We start from the raw sequence: 23,043 nt of genomic DNA, 5'->3' as shown, positions 1-23,043 counted from the left end.
CGGACCTCAGGCCCGCGCCACCACCGGTGCGAACGTCACTTCGATCAGCGTGCCGGAACTGCCTGCGCTCTTGATGTTGAACTGGGCGCGGTTGGCTTCGACCAGCGCTTTCGTCAGCGACAGGCTCAGCGCGGAATTGTCCGCGGCATCGCCCGGCGGCGGCGTGCGGAACGGCTCCATCGCGGCCGCGACTTCCCGCTCGCTCAGGCCCTGGCCGGTGTCGCGGATGCGCAAGCACACCTCGCCGCGATCGTTCAATGCGGTCGAGACGATGACCTGGCCGCCGGCGCTGGCCAGCCGGATCGAGTTCGAGATCAGATTCATCGTGACCTGCCGCAGCGCGCGCGTGTCGGCCGTCACCTGCGGCAGCGCGTGCGCGAGCGAGGTGCGGATGATGATGCGCTCGCGGTTGGCCTGCGGCTGCATCACGGTGACGCAGGCTTCGACGAGGTCGTTGAGGTTGAGGTTGGCGAAGACGAGATCGAGCTTGCCGGTCTCGATCCGCGACAGCTCCAAGAGATCGTCGATGATGGTGATCACGCGCTCGCCGGAGGCGCGGATGTCCTTCATGTATTCGCCGTAACGTTCGTTGCCGAGCGCGCCGAAGCGTTCGGAGATCATCACCTCGGCAAAGCCGATGATGGCGTTGAGCGGCGTGCGGATCTCGTGGCTGATCCGCGCCAGCATGTCGGCCTTGGCGTTCGCAGCGCCGTCGACGAGCCGTCGCGCCTGCGTCAGCTCGCTCTCGCCCTTCTTCGCATGCGAGAGGTCGCGGAACACGGCAAAGAAGTTCGGGCCGTCGGGCCGCGTGCGGCCCATGATCATGGCGAGCGGAAGCACGCCGCCCTTCTTCTCGCGGCCGAGCACCTCGCGGCCGTGATCGAGCAGGCTCGCGATGTCCTCGTTCTTCACGCTGTCGAGATAGTCGACGACGACCTGCTGGCTCTCCGGCGCGAACAGCGTCAGCAAATTCTGCTGCATCAGCGTCTCGCCGTCATAGCCGAACAGCGCTTCCGCGCTGCGGTTGCAGGCGTGGACGTTGCCTTCGGCATCGAACATCACGATGCCCTCGGCGGTGGTGTCGAGGATCGCGGCGAGATCTTCGGCGTCGGCATCGCCGGCCTCCAATTCCGCCTCAGGCTCCGGCAGGTCGGGGATCACCACCATCGGCTCCGCCATCGCGGGTGCGACCACGACAGCCGTGACTTGCGGCAGCGCGCAGATCAGCGCATGCGCGCTCGCGCCGTCCCAGTCGATCGTGTGCAGATGCGCTTCGGTGGTCGCCAGCGGCTGCTCGCCATTGGCGACCGCGGCGCTGATCGTCACCGGCGTGCCGCCTTGCGAGGTGCTGCTGGCGGCGGAGACGCCGGGCTCGACATAGAGCGCATCCAGCCCGCCGGCATCCTCCAGCGCACTGATGCTGGCATAGCCCATGCGGGCGAGGAAGGCGGGGTTGGCGTAGAGCAGGCGATCGAGCCGGTAGATCAGCATGCCCGTCGGCACCAGGTCGAGCAGCGCGCGGTCGCGCATGCTGTGGCCGTGCGCGGGCGGCGCGGGCTCGATCAGCCATTCGGCCGCGGCCGGCGGCGCCCCGGGCTCCGATATCGGAGGCTGCTCCGGCATCAACGGCTCGGACGTGATCTCTTCCGCCGGCGGCGCGCTTGCAGCGGATGCGATCGTCTCGCGCTCGCGTTCGAGCCGCTCGGACAATTGTCGCGCGAGCTCGTTGAACGCGCTGTTCTCGACCGGCGTCAGCGTCGGCGATCTCTGATCATTGGATGATCTCTGATCACCCTGTGATCTGAGGTCGCCGGGTGCGCGGAACGGCACGACATTGGGAGGCGTTTCCACGGGCGTTTCCAAATCGGTTGGGTGTGAATTCGCTTCGATGAAGATTGCGGGCGGTTCGGGTTCAGTGACAGTCGGCGGTTCGGGCTCAGGCGCGGGCGGCTCGACCGGCGGAGCCTCGATCGAAGGCGCCGCCTCCGGTTCGGGATCAGGCTCGACCACATCGGCCGACAGGCGCTGCGCGGCGCGCGGCTCGGAGAACAGCTCGTATCGCCGCAGCGCATCGAGCCGGTTGAGCCCGTCGAGATCGCGGCAGACGCCAAAACCCTTGAAGCCCGCGAAATTGCGCGCGTGGTCGTAGACGGGAAGCCCGGCGAGCTCGACCGGCAGGTGCTCGCCGCCATCGGCCGGCCAGTTCACGGTGATGCCGGCCCAGGTGTCGTGGCTCGCCAGCGCCTGCGCGACGCGGCCGTCCGGATCGAGTGCGAACTCGTCGGCGATCTCGCGCCACGGCCGGCCGAAGCCGGCCGCGGTGTGCGCGCCCATCAGGCGGATGAATTCGGCCGAGGCCAGCACAAACCGCCCCTCCGCATCCATCTGCCACAGGAAACGCAGCGGATGCTGGCGCGGTGTGTCCGCTAGCGCATGCGGCGGCTCGACCATGGCGGCCGTGATCGGCGCGGCTTGCGGCGGCACGATGGCTGCGGGCGGGTTTTCAACCGGTGTTTCCGGCGCGGCTGCCGCGATCGTGTCCGCGACAGGCGCCTCGGCTGCCTCTCTCACGGCGTCCTGGATCGGGACGATCGCTGTCGGCAAATCGTCCGTCGCCGAATTCTCCGTCGGCGCGTCTGGCGCGGGCGGCTCCGGCGTGATCGTCGCGGCCGTCTCAGGCGTCTCGTCCAAATCGGCAAAGGCATCGAACAGGTCGATCCCCGCGGCAGGCTCGTCCGCCGGCGGTGTTTTCGCGGTTTGCGGCGCGGGCTCGACCGGCGCTTGCGGGGCAGGGGCCGTCACCGCTTCAGACATCATAGCGGGCGCAGGATCCGGCGTGCTCTCAGCCGCCGGCGCGGCTTGCGCCACCGCCGGCTCGATCAGCGCGACGAGACCGACATCGGCCCCGGCGCCGACCCGTTGCAGCACCATCTTGCCGATGCCGATCGGCATCTCGACACGGCCTTGCGCCAGCGCATCGCTGCGCGCCTGTTCGAGGCCGGCCTCGCCGAGATCGCGAAAGCCGAGCAGGGCGCGCGCGGCTTCGCTGGCGCCGGCGAACATGCCATCGGGCGCGAACGCCGCCATCGGGACATCAGCGCCGTCGACGAGACGATGCAGCCGCTCGACCAGCGACATGGTGCGCGCGCCCGCATCCATCGCGGTGACGAGCACGGCAGAGCTGCCGTCGGCAAAATCGAGCCGCGCGCAGGCGCAGGTCATCAGCGTGCCGAGCCGGGCGCCGAAGCCGCGCAGCCGCTCCAGCCTGACAGCGCCGTTCGCCGGCAGCTTGCGGGCGAGGCGGGTGACCTGGCGGCGATGGGTATCGGCCGGACCAAAACTCTTTCCGGCGAGCGCCGCCGCATTGGCCGCGCCAAAGAACCTGGCGCCGACCGCATTGGCCCACAGCAGGCGGCTGCCGTCGGGCGACCAGAGCCAGGCCGGCAGCGGAGAGGTCGCATGCACGGACAACCGCGGATCGCCGACGCCTCGCAACTGGAAATCCGAATTCGTCATCCGACCGGCTTTAAGTCTCTCTCACGCGTCACTTGGGGGGCTGCCGGGAAGGGCAGCCTTAAGAAAGGGTTACTATCGCCCGCGGTCACGGGCAGGTCCACGGTGCAGGTCTACAGAGGAAGCCCTAAAGCCGCGATAACCTTAATCCGGCCGACCCCGCAAGGAGCAGCAGGCGCGCATCCGCAGGATTCAGTGGCCTCGGGCAGGCCAGCGAGATGAGCGAGGTCCGGCGCGGCGCCACAGGTGCCCATCCTCCCCTGGAGGGGTCCGAGACGAGCGTAGCTCGCTCGTGGATCGGTTCGCATGAAATGCGAACCGAGGTGGGGTGACAGTCTCTCCCCGGAAGCGCTGCCCGTGTGGAGAGATCACCCCACCCCGCTCGCGCTCCGCGCGATCGACCCTCCCCCTCCAGGGGAGGGTAAGAAGCCACCGCATCCCAGCCCCAAATACCTCAACCCCCGGTTCCCCACCCTGGGAACCTCATCCTCTCCGAGATTAAATTTTGCGCAGCACCCCCGGATCACATTGCGGTGCACAATGTTGACATGTTAGGCAGCGATACTACTGGGCGCTGGACGAGCCATCTCGTTTGTTCTGCGTTTTCCAGTCTTTCGTACCCGCCAAGCGTCAAGAAGAAATGGCCCCGGTTGGGTCGGCGGGCGCGCCAGAAGGCTCACTCCATTTTTGTTTATCGCGAGGGACCAACCATGACAGGTGCGACTGATCCGTTTTCTGCCTCGATCATTCCGTTCGAGGTTCCCGAGCAGGTGCGTGCGTTCGCCGAAAAGGGCGTTTCGCAGGCCCGCGAGAACTACGCCAAGTTCAAGGACGCGGCCGAGACCCACAACGGCACCATCGAGGCCGTGTTCGCATCCGCCCAGAAGGGCGCGAACGAGTACACCGCCAAGCTGATGGAATTCGCCAAGGCCAACTCCACCGCCCATCTGGACTTCACCCAGGAGCTGCTCGGCGTGAAGTCGCCGACCGACGCCTTCCAGCTCTGGAGCGGCCACGCCAAGACCCAGCTCGAGACCTTCCAGGCCCAGGCCAAGGAGCTGCTCGAGATCGCCCAGCGCGCCGCCAGTGCGACCGCCGAGCCGATCAAGGCCTCCGCCTCGAAGTTCTACCCGGCCGCCTGATCAAAAAGGCGGATCGATCGAGTTTGCGAAACCCGGGCCGCGAGGCCCGGGTTTTTCTTCACCTCGCCCGCCTTGTCCGCCGAAGCCTTGGCGAAGGCGGATGCGGGAGAGGTCGGATCGCATCGAAGATGCGAGCCGGGTGAGGGTTCTCTCCCCACGGGGAATTTTCCCCCAATTAACCCGATTTCATCGCGCGAGAGGTGATTTCCGCTGGTTTTTCGTGCGTTTGCGGCCTTGCCAAAAAGGCCCGTTGCACCTAGTTTCCGCCCCGTCCAGCCCCCCTCGGCAGTCGGCCTTTTCAGGCAGCCCCAAGGCGGCTCGCAAGGATGCAGTTGTAGCTCAGTTGGTTAGAGCGCCTGTCTGTGGAACAGGAGGTCGGTGGTTCGAGCCCACCCAACTGTACCAGTGTTTGGCACGGGCCATCCACAATGCTGGTCAAGGCCAACTTTGTGCACCGTCACCTTAGACTCCAATTTTGCCGTCAGAAATTGCTATTTGCTAACGCGCGAACAGAGCTGCAATTGCCTTGTTAAGCGCTGCAAGCGCATCGATGACACCGTCCATGACGAAGTCCAGAGCGCGGCCATATCCCTGGTTGACGTTCGCAGTGTCGAAGCCAAGCTTTTGGAGTGTCCTTAAGCATTGTTCGACCTCGTGTGCGTCCGCAATCCGGAGATCGTTGTTCAAAAATAGGGGAGCCATGGCGGCATTCTTGTCGCCCCAGCCCTCGGGCTCCACGCTATTCTTGAACGCATCAGCTAACTCTTCGTTGGCATTTAAGCGTGTCACAATGTTCAGAAGAGCTTGCAAGAGTTTCAAGCTTCCTAGTTGTTTGACGTCTTCTCGACGGCAGCCAGCGCTCTCCAAGAGAAATTTGAGAAATCCATCGGGTATTTTCTGCCAGACTTCGTGCAGACTCTTGCATCGCGACAGAAACGCCTGCTGGCTCATATCTAGTGGTGCAACCTGAGCCAAGCGCGAGAGCTGCGGATAAGCGCTCCAACCGTTAGCGTTAATCTCCGCACGTGAGAACCCAACTATGCCGGATGCCGTTTTCTGTATTCCCAATGCGTCAGCGAGCGACGAAAGATTGTCGCCGAGATCGAGTAGCTGATCTACGAGGCGGCCTACCTTTGATGCAATGTGCTCTTCGCGTGGATCGAAATGAGCGACCTCCGCCACCGACACTGCAAAAGAATGAGCATGAAGAATTTCACGGTCAGGTTTTGCCTTGTAGAGTTCTCGAATCGGAACTTGAATTAGATTTCGTCCGACTCGCTCGCAATCCGTAAAGCTCCATTGCCCTCTATAGGAGGGGCTACACAACCAGCGCCCGTGACTGTTCACTGGCATGGTCTCATAAAAGCTGCTCTGTTCGTACCGCTCTAAAAATCTATCGTTGAGAAATACCGGCGTCATGCCAACAAGTGCATTGGCACGATCGTGCGTCATTGGATCAGATATATCAGGCCAATTGATGCCGTTGGCGCTCTGCTCCGGACAAAGTTCAGGCGGAATAGCCTTTACAGTTGCCCAGACCTGGATGAGAAGACCACCTTCAAGTTCACGTATGTCGAGGTCGTACCAGCCGTTGTTTGGATGAATTCGGACATGCGCTTCTCCGTTCATGGTGGCGCGAAGCTGAGGTTCGTCAGGCAAAAGAGCTTCATAGAAGAAAACGCGAACTCCGTGGGCGCCGCGCATCCAAAGATACTTGCGCAAGTATTCGTTGGACATTTTCCAACTGATATTGCGTGAAGCCGTCCAGTAGAATTCATTCGAAATCTCTCCCTCCGCGACTCCGAACTCGGGCAGAGACAGGTCATCATAGATCATTCGCTGACTGTCGTTCCCAACGCAGCGGGGCGAAAGCCCGAGCGCCATCCAAACTTTCTCGGCGAGATTGTATGTGTAGAACGAGCGATTGCCCCATGACGCGACAATGTAGTCATGCCCAGAAATAGACGGTGAAAATGCTCTCGCGCCTCCTTTGTCGTCAACGGCAGGCGTAGACGAGGCGACCACGCCATTCGCCGACTCGCGGAGCAGCGGTGTTACGATAGGCCCATCATCGGGCACGGCCGCCATGATCATTTGTACGTACTCGCGCTTTGGTCCGCGCAGATCGAAGTCGTATCGAGATGTTACTTCTACGGCTTGATGAGGAGCGCTGCCGACGGGCTCGAGAAGTGCTCGAAGTCGATTGGGCAGTTGGGATGCCGGAATAGGAAAGTCTGCGAGATAGTCAAAGGCCATCGAAGGTGCTTCCCTGGTCGGCACTTCAGGTTCAACTTTTCGTAGTATGGTCTGCGCCTTTTCGAACGCCTCGTACCGTACGTGGATCGAGCTCGCATACGTCTTTGCAGCGAGGTATTCACTCGCAAGAAACATTTGCTGCGCCAATGTGAGTGCATGAGCAATCCGATCAGACATTTGAAGTGGTGTCCATTGCTCGTCGCGAATAGCGCGTAGAAGTGGCTCATCCTCGCCAGAACCCGCTCGGACTAATAGCGTTGCCAGCGCTACTTGACCCGGATCGTTGTTCATCCGGGTCATCTTGCTCATACCCCAAAGCCAATACAACACGATCGCTGTTAGGCTCAGGACAACTGCATAAAACATCTTGTCTATGTCCGAGGAAGATCAGCCAGCTTTGAGCCCATGCCAAGTCCGAGTTCGCCTCAGAAGATAGCGCCAACTACGACCGTGATAATTGCCGCGCAAACAGCGCCAGCGAATACCGATCCCAACATCGCCATACCGGGCGTTGCCCGGTAGTCAGCGCGAGAGCCATACTTGGCTACATTCGCGCTATTCATCGCACCCCGCGCAAATTGCGACAATATGGTGCAGGCAATCAAGGCTATGACAAAGACAGTCCAAGACCAATTCATTGGTCCCTCCGGTAAATGGCAGCAGCAAGTACATTTGCGAATTTCGAGTATTACTGGCCTTCATAAACCCATGCCAGGTTCCCAGCCGCCATGTGTCTCTATCCGCGAATGCCCCGGCTAGGGTGACGGTGGACGAAACTCTAGTCCCCACAGCAAGCACGAAGGCTCACGCCCTCTTCAGCGCGATTCAATCCCGTCTCACCACGTGTCACGAGATAATGGCCTTGACTAGCGCAGTGTCCGCGTACTCGATTAACTCAATGATCTTGCCATCCTGAAACCTAAAGAGGTCCAGGACTTCGGTGCTGAAAACCTTCCCGCTTGGATGGTATCGGACGACGAGGCGGCATCGTACTACAGCATGATTTCCCTCAACCACTTCGCTCAGGATCTCGCGCTTTTCGAAGGCGAAATGTTTGATGAACTGACCGAAAGCCTCGAGCAGTGGCTGCTGTCCCTGCACACTTCCTGTCAGGTGCAGCGCGCTGTTGTCGCCGATCAGGTTGAACGAGCCCTCCGGATGAAACGTTGCCACCAGACCCTTCACGTCACCGGCACCGCGCGCGGCGTAAGCGCGCTTGATGACGTCGAGCATGTCCTCGCGATGTCCCATGTCCGCCTCCGCTGATGTGTGTTATCGCAGGATAGCGACTTTTGCGTGCAGAGGCAAAATCAAAGCGGGGGCTCGGCGCGCCACCGCCATCACCACCACTGGGTAAATTCGGCGACTATGCATGAAGCCCACGATGCCAGGTGAGGCAGGAGCTACTGGCAACTATTCACGCTGTCGATGCCTTCTCGTTCCAGGCGCGAAATGCCTTGCTGAAGCTCCCTGGCGTAGTAGGGATCGTTGTGTTGGGCCGCTTTGCGATACCAGCACAGAGCCATCACCTTGTCCGCCCCAACACTTTCGCCCCGCTCGTAGATGCGGCCGAGCCACACTTGAGGCACAAGCTCGCCAAGACCGGCGGCCTTCCTGTACCAAGAGATGGCCTCAATAACGTTCTGATTGACGCCCCGTCCCTGTTGGTAAGCGAAGCCGAGAGACGTTTGCGCCAGAGAGTCGCCCATATCTGCAGCCTTCCGCCACCACTTAACAGCTTGAGCCTGATCCGCCGGCAGACCGGGGGCGCCGCGTTCGTAATAATTTCCGATCCAATAGTAACTGTACGCGTAGCCGTGCTCTCCAGCCTTTTCCATCAGCGAGAGGCCTTGAGCGATGTCTTGGGGAAGCCCGTTATGCCCGCTGACAAACTTCGTGCCGAGCCGATACTCCGCCTGTGCGTCACTCTGGGCGGCCGCCTTGCGAAACCATTCTACAGCCTGCCGACCATCCTGGGGCACGGCGTAGCCGTTGTCATACAGGATACCAACGAACCTTTGCGCCTCAGCGTTTCCCTCTTGCGCTAACGGCAGCCAGAGGCTCAGGGCCTTGGCGTAATCCTTGGCTTCATACGCGCTTCTTGCATCCCCCAACGGTTCAGCGGAGGAACGACCGAAGAAAATCAGCACGCAAATTACAGTGACGATTGCTTGCTTAGCCAAACTCATTGATCACCGCGCGGCCCAGGCTTGTTGGTGCTGTTGTGGCTCAAAGCTAGCTCACATGGGACTCATTGGAAACTCGCTACCTCATTCCCGCCACCAGCATCACCACCACCGGCAACGTCAGCGCCCCAGCAGCACCGCCACCGGGAATTACGGCGACAGTGCACCAAACTCCCGACGCGGGGCGACCCCTATCCGCAACGCTGCCCAAAGCCGATTTTGTGCCCCGTCACCGTAGCTCCTCGGTTCGCAATGCGATATCGGTAGCGAGCCCAGCACGTTCATGGACAAGCAAGCCAGGCGGAAAAGATCGTGAGTTTCTTCGAGCGTCTCAAGACAGCAGCATCCGTTGAGTGGCGGGCCTACACCGAGCATCCCTTCACGAACGGATTGGCGGACGGCTCGCTCCCCGAAGCAGCGTTTCGTCATTACCTCGTTCAGGACTATTTGTTCCTGATCGAGTTTGCGCGCGCCTACGCGCTCGCGGTCTACAAGTCGCCCAGACTTGCCGACATGCGGGAAGCCGCGGCCGGCCTGTCGGCCATCCTCGACGTCGAGATGAACCTGCATGTGAAGCTCTGTGCCGATTGGGGTCTATCGCCGACCGACCTCGAACAGGCTCCGCCGGCGGCCGAGATGCTGGCCTATACACGCTACGTGCTCGACGCGGGAATGCGCGGCGATCTGCTGGCACTCAAGGTGGCGCTTGCGCCTTGCGTGATCGGGTACGCGGAGATCGCAACGCGGCTTGCCGCGCTGCCCGATGCAGGCGCTGCGACGAACGCCTATCGCGTCTGGATCGCCGAGTACGCCGGCGCGCCATACCAGGAGGTCGCTGCCAAAGCGCGGGCGCACCTGGATCATCTCGCCGATCTCTACGCCACGCCGGCCCGCGAGGCCGAGCTGATTGCGATCTTCAAGGAAGCCACCCGGCTCGAGGCGGACTTCTGGGAGATGGGCTGGCGCGTGGGCCAGCGTGTCGAATAGCGGTTTCGTCCATCGCCAGGCGCCCGCTACCTCATCCCCGCCACCACCATCGCCACCGTCGGCAACGTCACCGTAACCCCGCCAGGTCGTCGTGATGCGGGTTCTGCCGGCACTTTGATGCCGGGGATGTGAGCAATCGTGAAGGGGTGGCGGACTGGTGCGGCAAGGGCCGAAGCCCACGTCAACGTCGACACCTCGCCTCAACAGGAGCAATTGCGATGCGTGCGATCTTGGCCTTGGGCATCCTTGTCGCCCTGACTGCCTCCGCCAGTGCCGGGACGGCACATCATAGGCGACATGCCGCGCCGGCCACACAAACCTTCGCACCCCAACTCACGCCGCGTGCGGCTGAGAGCTTTGGCTATGTGCCCTACTCGGCCCCGTGCTCGGGTGGATCCCCATACTCGGGCGGATACACCGATATCTACCAAGCCATGCACTGGGGCGGCTAACCTCTCGGGCGCATGACGGCAGGGGCTCAGCGCGCCACCAGCAGTACCACCACCGGCAACGTCAGCGCCCCCAGCAGCGTCCCCAGCGCCACCGCGCCCGACACCGGGTTCACCAGCCGCTGATACTGCACCGCGAAGATGTAGGCGTTGGCGCCGGTCGGCATCGCCGCGAACAGCACGACGACGCCGGTCACGATCGGCGGCAGGTTCAACAGTTTTGCGAGCGCGAACGCGATCGCCGGCATCGCCAGCAGCTTGAGCGCGCTCATCACCACGACGCTCAGCATCTCGCCCTTCACCTCGAACCGGAACAGCGTGATGCCGAGCGCGATCAGCGCGGCCGGCGATCCCGCCTGCGCGAGCAGCTCGATCGTCTTGTCGACGACGGGGTTGAGGCCGAGGCCGGTAAACCGCCAGACCACGCCGAAACCGATGCCCAGCATCAGCGGGTTGCGCGCGAGATCCGCGAGCACCGGGCGGATCACCGCCAGCGGCGAGCCGGTGCGCTTCCGGCTGACGAGCTCCATCTGCAGGATGCCGCAGAGCCAGAGCAGCGGCGTGTTCACCGACAGGATCAGCGACATCGGGCCGGCGCCCTCGTTGCCGAGCGCCGAGAGCACCAAGGGAATGCCGAGCATCACGATGTTGCCGTAGACCGAGCCGATCGCGAACACGACGCCGTCCTCGTGGTCCTCGCGCCGTTCGCGCAAGGCCGCCGAGATCGCCAGCGCCGCGATCCAGGTCAGCGCCAGCGCGCCGTAATAGGCGCCCCACATCCGCCACGGGCTGACATCGGGGAATTCCGAGACGACGATGGTGCGAAACAACAGCGCGGGGATCGCGATGCTGAAGGCGAATTCGGAGATGCCCTTGTGCGCGCCCTCGGAGACGAAGCGAAACAGCACCGACGCATAGCCGGCCGCGATCAGCGCAAACACCGGTGCGACGATCAACACGGTGGCCATGCGGTCCTCCCCCTCACGGGGAGATCAGGCCCACCACCCCACGCAGCTCTCGATCCTGCCATCATGCCGGTGTTTTGCCCGACGTGTCAAAGGAAATTCGCAAAATCCGCAAAGCACGCGGATTTCGTGAGGCGGCCGAGAACCCCGGCTACTGTGCATGGGGTTGTTTTCGAGGTTTGGCCGGGCAGGGTGCCCACCCACAACTGTCATCCCCCGCGAAGGCGGGGGATCCAGTACGCCGAGGCTTCTCGGGGAACGTTGGCGTCTCTGGAATACTGGGTCACCCGCTCAAGGCGGGTGACGACAGCGGAGAGGAAGGCACTGCCTCCCTGTTGCCGGGAGCGCACAGCCGCCCGTATTCGCCGCAGCCCTCGTTGCCAACCAACGCCCGTTCACCCACACTCCCGCCCTGACTCGACACTTGCTCGACATTTGGGGGGATCGATGCCGGCGTTTCGCTTGAAGACATCCTTGGCTCTCGCGGGCCTCTCGCTGGCGCTCGCCGTTCTGGTCCAGCCGGGCACGGGCTTCGCCTACACGCAGGAGCAGCAGCAGGCCTGCACGCCGGATGCGATGAACCTGTGCGGCGAGTTCGTGCCGAACGTCGACGCCATCACCGCCTGCATGATCCGGAAGAAGTCGCAGCTGTCGCCGCAGTGCCGGGCGTTCTTCCGCCAGGGGCCGGAGCCGGGCGAGGTCCGCGCCGGCGCGCCCACCAACATCAAGCCCGTCGTGGCGAAGAAGACCAAGCCGAAGAAGAAGAAAAAGACCGACGACGGCTAGGCGCCCGCGCCCCTCTCACGACACCCCGCGCGTCAAAACGCCTCAAGGCGCATCAGCTTCACGACAGCCCCCGGACTCGTTTTGTTCGCGCCGCCCGCGCGCATGCCTGCAGCGATTGCGAGCCCGCGCGATGGCAAAGGTCGCGTGAGGATTTGCGCGGCGAGGTTGTATGGCGCTCTTCCCCTTGATTAGGCCCGGAAAACACACGATCGGCCGTGCGAACAGCGATTCATGACGGTTCGTGTCTGTCGTCGCTCGCGGCAGTGTGACTCAAAGCCAACACGTCTTGTTATTTCGTGACTCCGACGCAACTACCGATAAATTTTTCTTTCACGAATCAGCGCGGTGATTCATTTTCGCGACCTGGGGTCAATCTGGAGGCCAGAGGTATGAACGTTATTGTTTTTGCATCGCGTAAAGGCGGCTCGGGCAAGAGTACCCTGGCTGCACATCTCGCTGCGCAGATCAAGGCGAGCAAGCAGGTGATGCTTGTGGACGCGGATCCGCAAGGCTCGCTCACGCTGTGGCACAAGCTGCGTGGCACCAACGAGCCGCCGATCAAGCCGGCGGTGAACTCGGTCAGCGGCATCGTCTCCGCTGCCAAGCGCGACGGTTACGAATGGGTGTTGATCGACACGCCGCCGAATCTCTCGGCCGTGGTCGACGACGCGATCAAGAACGCGACGATGGTGGTCATCCCGGCACGGCCCGGCGTGTTCGACGTCAACGCGGTGCAGGAAACCATCCAGATGTGCCGCGCGGCGCGCAAGCCCTACGCGGTCGTGCTCAACGGTGCTCCGGCGCGTCGCGACGAGTCCGAAAGCCCGATCGTCACCATCGCCCGCGAGGCGCTGGCCAAATTCCGCGCTCCGGTGTGGGGCGGTCAGATCACCAATCGTTCCGATTTGTTGATGGCACTCAGCCACGGCGAAGGCGCGCGTGAGTATCAGGCCGAGAGCCGTGCTGCTCAGGAAATTGCAAGGCTGTGGGCGGCGATCGAGCGTTCAGTGAAAGCCATTCGCGGCACGGCGTCGGCGTCCGGCGCAATGCACAAGCAGGCGGCATAATTTCATCAATCATTCCCCGGACGACAAACGCGCGGAGTGCTCCCGCGCGTTTTGCGTTTTTGGGAGTAAGGATGAAGGTTAGGCCACCATCAGCATGTAAAACACGATGACCGGCGACAGCGTCAGGATCACCGACCAGATGCCGACGGCCCAGATGATGTCTTCGGTGGAAAAGCCCTGCTGTCCGGCGTCGTAATGCGACGCCGCATCATTCTGATTGTTCAAGATCGCCCCCGCGATTTCTTCGCTTATGGGGGCAACGATAGGCTGGATGTTTTAAGATTCCGGCTTGCGGGCCCGCTCGCATTTAAACGCAATCGCGATCCACGGGTTAACCATGCAAGCCGGCTTCGTCAGCCGGCAAGCCAGACCCGAAACAGCAGCACCGGCATCAGGCCGAGCATCACCGCCCAGAAACCGAACGACGATACCACCAGGATTCCCTGCAAAAGATCGGCAGGCGCGAAGTCTTCCGCCGCAGTCGGGCGAACGCGTTGTCCCATGGTCATTCCCCCCTTTTGATGGACGTGGAGGCGAGACGATAGGCGCGATTACGTAAACGAGGCGTGGATGCGCCATGCGGCAGGTGCGAACCAAGTTCGCGCCCGGTTAACCAAGCGATGCTCTCTCACGCGCTCTCGCCGTCCTCACGGAGAGAGCGCGTGGTGAGGGGCTACCACCACCCACTATGCCTGCGCCTGATCTCGTCGACGCGGTCCCAAGCCGATGTCGCGATGTCCTCGCTCAGCCCGATATCGCGGCGCAACCAGGCGGACATCGGATGCGTCACGACCCGTCGATGCTCAGGTCTGGATGAAAGGTGCTGCCATATGGCTGTCGGGGCGTGGTGCCACCAACGGTTCTTCAAAGACCGATTTTTCCGACCTCCGCTCGATCTCGCGATCGATCGTGGCGGCGAGCTCGCTGCTCACCTCCACCATCGGCAGCCGCACCTCGGGGCTGTCGATCAGGCCTGTCCGCCACAGCCAGTACTTCGCCGGCGCCGGGCTCGGCTCGGTGAAGAGCAGCCGCGTCAGGTCCGACACCTCCTGCCAGCGCGACAGCGCCGCATCCTTGTTGCCGCGCTTCAGCTCGGCATGGACGGCAGCGAAGGTTGCCGTCTCGAGATGGGCCGACAGCAGAATGCCGCCGTCGGCGCCGTCGCCGAGCGCCTCGAAATAGTTCGCATCCTCGCCGGTCAGCACGCGAAAGCCCTTCGGCCTGTCGCGCAGCAGCGCGATCGATTGCTCACGGCTCGCGCCGCAATCCTTCAGCCCGATGATGTTGGGATGTTCGGCGAGCCGCAGCAGGGTCTGGTTGGTGATGCCGACGGCGCAGCGATAGGGAATGTTGTAGAGCGCGAGCGGCCAGGCGGCGTGATCGGCCAGCGTCTCGAAATGCGCGAGGATGCCGCGCTGCGACGGCCGCACATAATAGGGGCTCGCGATCAGATAGAAGTCGATCGGCCAGTCCGCGGTCTCATCGAGCCGCTCCTTCATCCGCGAGGTGTCCGCGCCCGACAGGCCAAGACCGATCGGCAACGTCCGTCGGCCGGCCGCCATCTCGTCGCGGACGATGGCGACGAGGCGTTCGAGCTCGGCCTCGCGCAGCGTCATGCCTTCGCCCGAGGTCGCGCCCAGGATGAAGCCGTCGATGGCTTGGGTGCAGTAGTGCCGCGTCAGCCGTCGCAGCGACGTCTCGTCGAGACGACTGTTCCGAAACGGCGTCACCAGCGGCAGCCAGAGCCCGTGCATATGAGTTCGCACATCAGTCATGTTCATTCTCCTTCTCGGGAAAAACCTGAGACGGAGGGCACATGAAAAAACCCCGTCCAGGCGGCGGGGTTTTCGGGATTTGCTTGCGATGACGAAGCGGTGATTAGCGCGCGCAAAAATCCGAGGTCCCCGGGTGGGGGCCTTTTTTCGAGACGATTGCGCACGACTTCGTGATCATTTGGAAATGATGCGGGGGATACCCAAAACTGTCAATACACGCGGAAGGCGAAACCCGGATCGGGCAGAAAAAAAGCCGGACCCGAAGGCCCGGCTTAGGTATTGGCCACGTGAGGCCGACACAATCACCTTCCAAGAGGGATTACTGAACTCCCGCGCCACTGGAGGAGGGGGACAAATGCGCAACGCGAAGGCTCAGCGTGCAAGCAGTATGGGCTTGACGAGCGGCATGCAGCAACAGCCGAGGCCGCATGTCAGTCATGCGGAAATCAGGACGGCCAGCGCTGCGCCTTGCTCACCACGAAGTCGCGGAACACCTGCACGCGCGCGACCGTCTTCAGCTCTTCCGGATAGACGAAATACGTATCGAGCTGGATCGAATCAGACTCGCCGAACAGTTGTACGAGGCGGCTCTGTTCTTCGATCAGGTAGTCCGGCAGCGCCGCGATACCGAGGCCCTGCTGACAGGCGCGCACGAGGCCAAGGATGTTGTTGACCTTGAAATAGGCTTCGCGCGGACCCGAGCCGTTGCGGCCGGCTTCGATAAGCCAGTTGCGGTTCTGCAGATGCGGCGCGAAGTTGCCGTCGGACAGCGTGATGATGCGGTGGGAGTCGAGTTCCTCCAGCGTCCGCGGCGTGCCGAAGCGCTTGATGTAATCCGGCGAGCAATAGGCGTGGAAGCCCATCGCGAAGAGCTTGCGCTGGATGAGATCCGGCTGCGTCGGCTTGCGCGTGCGGATCGCGACGTCGGCTTCGCGCATCGACAGGTCCAGCTCCTCGTCGGTGACGATCAGCGAGATCCGGATCTCCGGATAGAGCGCGGTGAATTCGCCGAGCCGCGGGATCAGCCAGTTGATGCCGACGCCGGGCGTGGTGGTGATCTTGAGATCGCCGCTCGGCCGCTCGCGGCTGTCGGTCAGTTTCGCGCGCGCCGCCTGCAGCTGCATGAACACGTCATGCGCGGTGCGGAACAGCAGGTCGCCCTGCTCGGTGAGGATCAGGCCGCGGGCGTGGCGGTGGAACAGCGAGACCGAGAGCTCCTGCTCCAGTGCCGAGACCTGGCGTGACACCGCCGATTGCGACAGACCGAGCTGCTCTCCCGCATGCGTGAAGCTGCCCGCTTCCGCCGCCGCGTGAAACACCTTCAGCTTGTCCCAATCCATATCCGTAAATCCGTCGCGTGTTCGAGGCATGATCGTTATTCCGCTGCCGCGCGCTCGCTGGCGCGCAGGGCCAAGAAACGTTCGGCCTCGAGGGCTGCCATGCAGCCGAGGCCGGCGGCCGTGACGGCCTGGCGGTAGGTTTCGTCAGCGACGTCGCCGGCGGCGAACAGGCCAGGCACGGAGGTCGCGGTCGAGTTCGGGGCCACCTCGACATAGCCCGACGGTTTGAGCTTGATCTGGTCTTTCACGAGCTCGGTTGCCGGTGCGTGGCCGATGGCGATGAAAATGCCGTCGGTCTTCACGTCCGAAAGAGCACCGGTCTTGACGTTCTTCAGGCGCACATGGGTGACCTTGTTCGGGTTCTCGGTGCCGCAGATCTCATCGACGGCGGAGTTCCAGATCACCTTGATCTTCGGGTGCTTGAACAGGCGTTCCTGCAGGATGCGCTCGGCGCGGAAGTGATCGCGGCGATGCACGATGGTGACCTGCGAGGCATGGTTGGTCAGGTAAAGCGCCTCCTCGACCGCGGTATTGCCGCCGCCGACCACCACGACCTCCTTGTTGCGGTAGAAGAAGCCGTCGCAGGTGGCGCAGGCCGACACGCCGCCACCCTGGAATTTCACCTCGGATGGCAGCCCGAGCCAGCGCGCTTGCGCGCCGGTCGCAAGGATCACGGTCTCGGCGAGATAGACGTCGCCGGAGTCGCAGGTAAGGCGGAACGGCCGCTGACCGGTCTCCAGCTTGGTCACCAGGTCGGTGACGATCCGGGTGCCGACATGGACCGCCTGCTTCTCCATCTGTTCCATCAGCCAGGGGCCCTGGATCACATCGGCGAAGCCGGGATAGTTCTCGACATCCGTGGTGATGGTGAGCTGGCCGCCGGCCTGCATGCCCTGGATCAGGATCGGCTCGAGCATCGCGCGCGCGGCGTAGATCGCCGCGGTGTAGCCGGCGGGGCCGGAGCCAATGATGACGACCTTTGCATGAACAGGAGCGGACATATTTGCGGACGCCTTTCACGGGGGATTTGCAGCGCGGGCGCGGAACGTGCCGGGAGGCCTCGCGGAGGCGCTGAAATATCAGAGCTAAAATAAGCCTTCTGATGAGCTATGCAAGAATTGCATTCCCAATCGGCGGATTTTTCCAACAAGGAACAAAAGTCAGGTGGGGTGAACGCGCAATAAAATTGCGCAAACCTGCGTGACTGGCTATGAGGATTGCATCAGATCCACCCGATACCGCCATAAAGGCCAGGAGTTCCAATCACGTGTCGCGGAACCTAGACGAGATCGACCTCAAAATTCTCGCCGAGATCCAGGCCGACGGCCGAATCACCAATGTCGAGCTCGCCAAGCGGGTCGGTATTTCGCCCCCGCCCTGCCTGCGCCGGGTCCGGGCACTGGAGGAGGAGGGCTACATCCATGGCTACCGCGGGCTGCTGGATGCGCGAAAGCTCGGCTTCGACGTCACGGTGTTCGCCGCCGTGCACCTCTCCAGCCAGGCGGAAGCCGATTTGCGGGCCTTCGAGGAATTCGTCCGCGCCGAGCCCTTGGTGCGGGAGTGCTGGATGCTGTCGGGCGAGGTCGATTTCATCCTGAAATGCGTCGCCCCTGACATGGCGACCTTCCAGGATTTCGTCACCCACCTGACCGCCGCGCCCCATGTCCGCAACGTGCGCACGTCACTGGTGCTGCACAATTCGAAGTATGAGGCAGCTGTGCCGCTCGACGTGAAGGGCCGGCGGTAGAAGCGGGCAGTCACCGCCGCATCGCATCCACGCTGAGCGGGCCCCCGCCGGCGGCGGCGAGGAAGAGGCAGGCAAAGCACAGGATGATCGCCAGCGCACCGTCGTTGACGACGGGAAAGAAGCTGTGCGGCAGGTGCTCGATGAAATAGGCGAAGGCCATCTCACCCGAAAGGATGAAGGCGGCCAGCCGCGTGAAGAGCCCGATCATCAACAGGCCGCCGAGCACGAATTCGAACATGCCGGCAACCCCCCAGAGCGACAGCGGCGTGACGTCGGAAAACATCTCTACCGGCGGAAACTTGAACAGCTTGGCCACGCCGTAGTGAAAGAACAGCAGCCCGGTGATGAAGCGGAAGAGGCTGAGCAGATAAGGCTGGCTCCGAGCGGTGATGCGATCGATGTTCATCGTGTCCTCCCTTGCTCGGACGGCAGCCTAAAGCATGATGGAGGGCAGTGCGGTTCACAATCGCGGGCTGGACACCTCGCGAAACAGAAAAGCCGCGCAGATGGCGCGGCTTTTCAGGCAGATCCTGCGGAGTGGATTACCTCCACTCGACCTTGGTGATCTCATATGCCTTGGCGCCGCCGGGGGCGTTGACCTCGACGGTCGAGCCCTTCTTCTTGCCGATCAGCGCGCGCGCAAGCGGCGAGGTGATGGAGATGCGGCCCTTCTTGGCGTCGGCCTCGACCTCGCCGACGATCTGCCACACCGCCTTCTTCTCGGTGTCCTCGTCGACCAGCGTCACGGTGGCGCCGAACTTGATGGTGTCGCCGGAGAGCTTGGAAATATCGATGATGTCGGCGCGCGCGAGCTTGTCTTCGAGCTCGGCGATGCGGCCCTCATTATGGGACTGCTCTTCCTTGGCGGCATGGTATTCGGCGTTCTCGGACAGGTCGCCGTGCGAGCGCGCCTCGGCGATATGCTCGATGATGCGCGGACGGTCCTCGGACTGGCGCTTCTTCAATTCTTCCCCGAGTGCGGCAAAGCCGCTCGCAGTCATCGGAACCTTTTCCATCTCTTCTCTCGTCCTTCGGTCGCGCGCCCGCCAACAACAGAGGGCGCGCCAACCTTGATTCGTCAGTATGTCCGGGGGCTGAATACGCCGCCGCCGGAGCGTTATGTGGGTCTGGCGCCGGAACAGAACAACCACATGGCCGGGACAGTTCCTCCGGCCATTGTGGCTTCATTGCCAATCACTTAGCCGCAGCGAAGCTGCCGCTCGCGATCAGGTTTCCGAAAAGTAGCTCTGCAGGGTACGAACCTCAAGGTCTCCGCCAAGATAGGCGCGGATGCCCTGCGCGGCCGCCACGGCCCCGGAAAGAGTGGTGTAATACGGCACTTTATGCAAGAGGGCCGCGCGCCGCAGCGATCGGCTGTCGGCAAGCGCCTGCGGGCCTTCGGTGGTGTTGAAGACAAGCTGGACGTCGCCATTGGTGATGGCGTCGACGATATGCGGCCGGCCCTCCAGCACCTTGTTCACCTTCTCGGTCGGGATGCCTTCATCGGTCAGGAAGCGCGCCGTGCCGGAGGTCGCCAGCACCTTGAAGCCGAGCGAATGCAATTCGCGGACGGCCTCCGCAATGCGCGTCTTGTCGCTCTCGCGTACCGAGACGAACACCGTGCCCTTGCGCGGGACCCGCGTGCCGCCGCCGAGCTGGCTCTTGGCGAAGGCGACCGCGAAGGAGCGGTCGATGCCCATGACCTCGCCGGTCGATCGCATCTCCGGACCAAGCACCGTGTCGACGCCGGGGAAGCGGGCGAACGGAAACACCGATTCCTTCACGCCGACATGCTTGAAGTCGGCCTTCTTCAGCTTGAAGTCGGCGAGCTTCTCGCCGGCCATGATGCGCGCGGCGATCTTGGCGACCGGCGTGCCGATCACCTTGGCGACGAACGGCACCGTGCGCGAAGCACGCGGATTGACCTCGAGCACGTAGATCTCGCCATCCTTGATCGCGTATTGCACGTTCATCAGGCCGACGACGTCGAGGCCGAGCGCGAGCTCGCGGGTCTGCCGCTCCAGCTCCTCGATCATCTTGGCGTCGAGCGAGTGCGGCGGCAGCGAGCAGGCCGAGTCGCCGGAATGGATGCCGGCTTCCTCGATGTGCTCCATGATGCCGACGATGAACGTGTCCTTGCCGTCACAGAGGCAGTCGACGTCGATCTCGGTCGCGTCGGACAGATAGCGGTCGAACAGCAGCGGGTTCTTGCCGAGCACGGTGTTGATCTGCCCGGTCTTGTCGTTCGGGTAGCGCGCCTTGACGTCGGCCGGCACCAGCTCCGGCAGCGTGCCGAGCAGGTAATCGCTGAGCTGGTTCTCCTCGCGGATGATCTGCATCGCGCGGCCGCCTAGCACATAGGACGGACGCACCACCAGCGGCAGGCCGAGATCGGTCGCAACCAGGCGCGCCTGCTCGACCGAATAGGCAATGCCGTTCTTCGGCTGCTTCAGCCGCAGCTTGTCGAGCACGCGCTTGAAGCGGTCGCGGTCTTCGGCGAGGTCGATGGCGTCGGGCGAGGTGCCGAGGATCGGTACTTCGGCAGCTTCCAGTGCGCGTGCGAGTTTCAGCGGGGTCTGGCCGCCGAACTGCACGATCACGCCGTGCAGCGTGCCGTTGCTGCGCTCCTTGGCGATGATCTCCAGCACGTCCTCGGCGGTGAGCGGCTCGAAATAGAGCCGGTCCGCGGTGTCGTAGTCGGTCGACACCGTTTCGGGGTTGCAGTTGACCATGATGGATTCGTAGCCGGCGTCATGCAGCGCAAAGCAGGCGTGACAGCAGCAATAGTCGAACTCGATGCCCTGGCCGATACGGTTCGGACCGCCACCGAGGATGATGACTTTCTTCTTGTCCGACGGCGTGCTCTCGTCGGCAACGCTGCCCGCAAACGGCGACTCGTAGGTCGAGTACATGTAGGCAGTGGGCGAGGCGAATTCGGCCGCGCAGGTGTCGATGCGCTTGTAGACCGGACGGACGCCGAGCGCGTGACGCTTCGCGGTGAGCTCGGCCTCCGTCGTCTCGGCGAGCACCGCAAGGCGCGCGTCCGAAAAACCCATAGCCTTGAGCGTACGCATGCCGAAGGCATTGCCGGGCAAGCCGTGCTTCCTGACCTTCTCCTCCATGTCGACGATGCCGCGCATCTCGCCGAGGAACCACGGATCGATCTTGCAGGAGTTGAAGATGTCCTCGTTCGACCAGCCGAGCCGCATCGCCTGCGCAACCTGCAGAATGCGGTTCGGCGTCGGCGTGCCGAGTGCTGCGCGGATCGCATTCTTGTCGTCGTCGCGACCAAGGCCTTCGATCTCGATCTCGTCAAGGCCGGTCAATCCGGTCTCGAGCCCGCGCAGCGCCTTCTGCAGGCTCTCCTGGAAGGTGCGGCCGATCGCCATGACCTCGCCGACCGACTTCATCGACGTCGTCAGCGTGGTCGATGCACCCGGGAACTTCTCGAAGGCGAAGCGCGGGATCTTGGTCACCACGTAGTCGATCGTCGGCTCGAACGAGGCCGGCGTCGCTCCGCCGGTGATGTCGTTGGCGATTTCGTCGAGCGTGTAGCCGATCGCGAGTTTTGCCGCGACCTTTGCGATCGGGAAGCCGGTGGCCTTCGAGGCCAGTGCCGACGAACGCGACACCCGCGGATTCATCTCGATCACGACCATGCGGCCGTCCTCGGGATTGACGCCGAACTGCACGTTGGAGCCGCCGGTCTCGACGCCGATCTCGCGCAGCACCGCCAGCGAGGCGTCGCGCATGATCTGGTATTCCTTGTCCGTCAGCGTCAGCGCCGGCGCGACCGTGATCGAGTCGCCCGTGTGCACGCCCATCGGATCGAAATTCTCGATCGAGCAGACGATGATGCAATTGTCCTTCTTGTCGCGCACCACCTCCATCTCGAACTCTTTCCAGCCGAGGACGGATTCCTCGATCAGGACTTCGTTGGTGGGGGACGCGTCAAGGCCGCGCTCGATGATGTCGAGGAACTCTTCCTTGTTGTAGGCGATGCCGCCGCCGGTCCCGCCCATGGTGAAGGAGGGGCGGATGATCGCAGGCAGGCCGATCTCGGACAGCGCCATCATGGCCTGGCCGAAAGCATATTCCTGGTAACGCTTGCGACGGTCGCTCTCACCGAGGGTCCATTGCCGATCGAGCTCCTCGAGTGCTGCGCCCGACAGCTTCTCGCGTTCGGCGTGGTATTTATCGCGGAACGACTTCTTCAGTTCGGATGCATTGGCGAGCCGCGACTTCGGCGTCTCGAGCCCGATCTTGGTCATCGCCTCGCGGAACAGCTGGCGATCCTCGGCCTTGTCGATGGCATCGGCCGTGGCGCCGATCATCTCGACGTTGAACTTGTCCAGCGTGCCCTGCCGGCGCAGCGACAGTGCGCAGTTCAGCGCGGTCTGTCCGCCCATGGTCGGCAGCAGCGCGAAGCCGCCGGGAACGACGTGCCGTTCCTTCTCGATGATTTTTGCGACGATCTCGGGCGTGATCGGCTCGATATAGGTCGCATCCGCCAATTCCGGATCGGTCATGATCGTGGCCGGATTGGAATTGACGAGGACGATGCGATAGCCCTCTTCCTTCAGCGTCTTCACCGCTTGCGTGCCCGAATAGTCGAACTCGCAGGCCTGGCCGATCACGATGGGACCGGCGCCGATGATCAGGATGGTGGTGATGTCTGTACGTTTGGGCATCAACTCTCGCCGAAGTGGAATTTGGGCACAAAAAAAGGGCGCGCTTGCTGCGCGTCCCCTGTGGCCGAGAGCGCGTTGGTCTCCCTCGCGCGCGGGTGGGTCTTAGACCAGTTTTCGGGGCGGCGAAACCCCGAAAAAC

18 protein-coding genes and 1 tRNA gene are annotated in these 23,043 nt (G+C 62.9%); 6 read left to right on the top strand and 13 right to left on the bottom strand.

Annotated elements, in window-relative coordinates:
* Window positions 1–6: 6 nt before the first annotated feature.
* On the bottom strand, window positions 7–3,516 hold the full coding sequence (locus NLM32_RS40890; RefSeq protein ID WP_254134312.1) for a PAS domain-containing protein: 3,510 nt from the start codon (window positions 3,514–3,516) through the stop codon (window positions 7–9).
* A gap of 707 nt (window positions 3,517–4,223) precedes the next feature.
* Here NLM32_RS40890 and NLM32_RS40885 point away from each other — a divergent pair.
* Window positions 4,224–4,655, top strand: a complete 432-nt coding sequence (locus NLM32_RS40885; protein ID WP_254134311.1) for a phasin — start codon at window positions 4,224–4,226, stop codon at window positions 4,653–4,655.
* 328 nt (window positions 4,656–4,983) lie between these two features.
* Window positions 4,984–5,060, top strand: a tRNA-His gene (locus NLM32_RS40880).
* A 93-nt stretch (window positions 5,061–5,153) separates the two neighbouring features.
* On the opposite strand, the gene NLM32_RS40875 is transcribed toward NLM32_RS40880, so the two are convergent.
* The 3 genes from NLM32_RS40875 to NLM32_RS40865 form a co-directional block, all read right to left on the bottom strand.
* Window positions 5,154–7,220, bottom strand: a complete 2,067-nt coding sequence (locus NLM32_RS40875; RefSeq protein WP_254134310.1) for a hypothetical protein — start codon at window positions 7,218–7,220, stop codon at window positions 5,154–5,156.
* A gap of 537 nt (window positions 7,221–7,757) precedes the next feature.
* Window positions 7,758–8,162, bottom strand: a complete 405-nt coding sequence (locus tag NLM32_RS40870) for a nuclear transport factor 2 family protein (RefSeq protein ID WP_254134309.1) — start codon at window positions 8,160–8,162, stop codon at window positions 7,758–7,760.
* A gap of 152 nt (window positions 8,163–8,314) precedes the next feature.
* The gene (locus NLM32_RS40865) at window positions 8,315–9,100 is read right to left on the bottom strand and encodes a tetratricopeptide repeat protein (protein WP_254134308.1); all 786 of its coding nucleotides are present in this window, start codon (window positions 9,098–9,100) and stop codon (window positions 8,315–8,317) included.
* Between the two features lie 309 nt (window positions 9,101–9,409).
* Between NLM32_RS40865 and tenA the strand changes: the two genes are divergently transcribed.
* Window positions 9,410–10,084 carry a thiaminase II gene (tenA, locus tag NLM32_RS40860; RefSeq protein WP_254134307.1) on the top strand — a complete coding sequence of 225 codons (675 nt, stop codon included), beginning with the start codon at window positions 9,410–9,412 and terminating at the stop codon, window positions 10,082–10,084.
* A 478-nt stretch (window positions 10,085–10,562) separates the two neighbouring features.
* Here the strand turns inward: tenA and NLM32_RS40855 are convergent, their stop codons facing one another.
* Window positions 10,563–11,501, bottom strand: a complete 939-nt coding sequence (locus NLM32_RS40855; RefSeq protein ID WP_254134306.1) for an AEC family transporter — start codon at window positions 11,499–11,501, stop codon at window positions 10,563–10,565.
* 444 nt (window positions 11,502–11,945) lie between these two features.
* On the opposite strand from NLM32_RS40855, the gene NLM32_RS40850 reads away from it, so the two are divergent.
* Window positions 11,946–12,284, top strand: coding sequence for a hypothetical protein (locus tag NLM32_RS40850; RefSeq protein WP_254134305.1), 339 nt, complete (start codon window positions 11,946–11,948; stop codon window positions 12,282–12,284).
* A 389-nt stretch (window positions 12,285–12,673) separates the two neighbouring features.
* Window positions 12,674–13,351, top strand: coding sequence for a ParA family protein (locus NLM32_RS40845; RefSeq protein WP_014492079.1), 678 nt, complete (start codon window positions 12,674–12,676; stop codon window positions 13,349–13,351).
* A gap of 78 nt (window positions 13,352–13,429) precedes the next feature.
* Here the strand turns inward: NLM32_RS40845 and NLM32_RS40840 are convergent, their stop codons facing one another.
* The 5 genes from NLM32_RS40840 to trxB all read right to left on the bottom strand — a co-directional run bounded on the left by NLM32_RS40840 (window position 13,430) and on the right by trxB (window position 17,467).
* Entirely contained in the window at window positions 13,430–13,576 is a 147-nt protein-coding gene (locus NLM32_RS40840) for a hypothetical protein (RefSeq protein ID WP_254134304.1), read from the bottom strand.
* Window positions 13,577–13,704: 128 nt separating this feature from the next.
* Window positions 13,705–13,854, bottom strand: coding sequence for a hypothetical protein (locus tag NLM32_RS40835; protein WP_254134303.1), 150 nt, complete (start codon window positions 13,852–13,854; stop codon window positions 13,705–13,707).
* 300 nt (window positions 13,855–14,154) lie between these two features.
* Window positions 14,155–15,126 carry a 4-hydroxy-tetrahydrodipicolinate synthase gene (locus NLM32_RS40830; protein WP_254134302.1) on the bottom strand — a complete coding sequence of 324 codons (972 nt, stop codon included), beginning with the start codon at window positions 15,124–15,126 and terminating at the stop codon, window positions 14,155–14,157.
* Window positions 15,127–15,572: 446 nt separating this feature from the next.
* Complete coding sequence (locus NLM32_RS40825) at window positions 15,573–16,496, bottom strand: LysR family transcriptional regulator (protein ID WP_187436649.1); 924 nt, start codon at window positions 16,494–16,496, stop codon at window positions 15,573–15,575.
* 5 nt (window positions 16,497–16,501) lie between these two features.
* A complete protein-coding gene (gene trxB, locus NLM32_RS40820) occupies window positions 16,502–17,467 on the bottom strand; it encodes a thioredoxin-disulfide reductase (protein ID WP_254134301.1) in 966 nt (321 codons plus the stop codon).
* Window positions 17,468–17,733: 266 nt separating this feature from the next.
* On the opposite strand from trxB, the gene NLM32_RS40815 reads away from it, so the two are divergent.
* The gene (locus tag NLM32_RS40815; protein ID WP_027534298.1) at window positions 17,734–18,213 is read left to right on the top strand and encodes an Lrp/AsnC family transcriptional regulator; all 480 of its coding nucleotides are present in this window, start codon (window positions 17,734–17,736) and stop codon (window positions 18,211–18,213) included.
* 10 nt (window positions 18,214–18,223) lie between these two features.
* Here NLM32_RS40815 and NLM32_RS40810 read toward each other — a convergent pair whose 3' ends face one another.
* The 3 genes from NLM32_RS40810 to carB all read right to left on the bottom strand — a co-directional run bounded on the left by NLM32_RS40810 (window position 18,224) and on the right by carB (window position 22,904).
* Window positions 18,224–18,619: a DoxX family protein gene (locus tag NLM32_RS40810; protein ID WP_254134300.1), complete on the bottom strand. Its 396-nt coding sequence runs from the start codon at window positions 18,617–18,619 to the stop codon at window positions 18,224–18,226.
* 136 nt (window positions 18,620–18,755) lie between these two features.
* Window positions 18,756–19,229, bottom strand: coding sequence for a transcription elongation factor GreA (gene greA, locus NLM32_RS40805; protein WP_212236205.1), 474 nt, complete (start codon window positions 19,227–19,229; stop codon window positions 18,756–18,758).
* A gap of 210 nt (window positions 19,230–19,439) precedes the next feature.
* On the bottom strand, window positions 19,440–22,904 hold the full coding sequence (carB, locus tag NLM32_RS40800) for a carbamoyl-phosphate synthase large subunit (protein ID WP_254134299.1): 3,465 nt from the start codon (window positions 22,902–22,904) through the stop codon (window positions 19,440–19,442).
* Between the last annotated feature and the right edge of the window lie 139 nt (window positions 22,905–23,043).

Source organism: Bradyrhizobium sp. CCGUVB14 (genome assembly GCF_024199935.1).
Lineage (GTDB): Bacteria > Pseudomonadota > Alphaproteobacteria > Rhizobiales > Xanthobacteraceae > Bradyrhizobium.
This window is presented reverse-complemented; position numbering and strand designations above follow the sequence as displayed.

Bases quoted from the DNA above. Each gene is read 5' to 3' on its own strand.
- trxB (WP_254134301.1), bottom strand. From the start codon at position 17,467: ATGTCCGCTCCTGTTCATGCAAAGGTCGTCATCATTGGCTCCGGCCCC.
- NLM32_RS40865 (WP_254134308.1), bottom strand. From the start codon at position 9,100: ATGAGTTTGGCTAAGCAAGCAATCGTCACTGTAATTTGCGTGCTGATT.
- carB (WP_254134299.1), bottom strand. From the start codon at position 22,904: ATGCCCAAACGTACAGACATCACCACCATCCTGATCATCGGCGCCGGT.
- NLM32_RS40890 (WP_254134312.1), bottom strand. From the start codon at position 3,516: ATGACGAATTCGGATTTCCAGTTGCGAGGCGTCGGCGATCCGCGGTTG.
- NLM32_RS40825 (WP_187436649.1), bottom strand. From the start codon at position 16,496: ATGCCTCGAACACGCGACGGATTTACGGATATGGATTGGGACAAGCTG.
- NLM32_RS40870 (WP_254134309.1), bottom strand. From the start codon at position 8,162: ATGGGACATCGCGAGGACATGCTCGACGTCATCAAGCGCGCTTACGCC.
- NLM32_RS40850 (WP_254134305.1), top strand. From the start codon at position 11,946: ATGCCGGCGTTTCGCTTGAAGACATCCTTGGCTCTCGCGGGCCTCTCG.
- NLM32_RS40810 (WP_254134300.1), bottom strand. From the start codon at position 18,619: ATGAACATCGATCGCATCACCGCTCGGAGCCAGCCTTATCTGCTCAGC.
- NLM32_RS40855 (WP_254134306.1), bottom strand. From the start codon at position 11,501: ATGGCCACCGTGTTGATCGTCGCACCGGTGTTTGCGCTGATCGCGGCC.
- NLM32_RS40845 (WP_014492079.1), top strand. From the start codon at position 12,674: ATGAACGTTATTGTTTTTGCATCGCGTAAAGGCGGCTCGGGCAAGAGT.
- NLM32_RS40875 (WP_254134310.1), bottom strand. From the start codon at position 7,220: ATGAGCAAGATGACCCGGATGAACAACGATCCGGGTCAAGTAGCGCTG.
- greA (WP_212236205.1), bottom strand. From the start codon at position 19,229: ATGGAAAAGGTTCCGATGACTGCGAGCGGCTTTGCCGCACTCGGGGAA.
- NLM32_RS40835 (WP_254134303.1), bottom strand. From the start codon at position 13,854: ATGGGACAACGCGTTCGCCCGACTGCGGCGGAAGACTTCGCGCCTGCC.
- NLM32_RS40830 (WP_254134302.1), bottom strand. From the start codon at position 15,126: ATGACTGATGTGCGAACTCATATGCACGGGCTCTGGCTGCCGCTGGTG.
- NLM32_RS40885 (WP_254134311.1), top strand. From the start codon at position 4,224: ATGACAGGTGCGACTGATCCGTTTTCTGCCTCGATCATTCCGTTCGAG.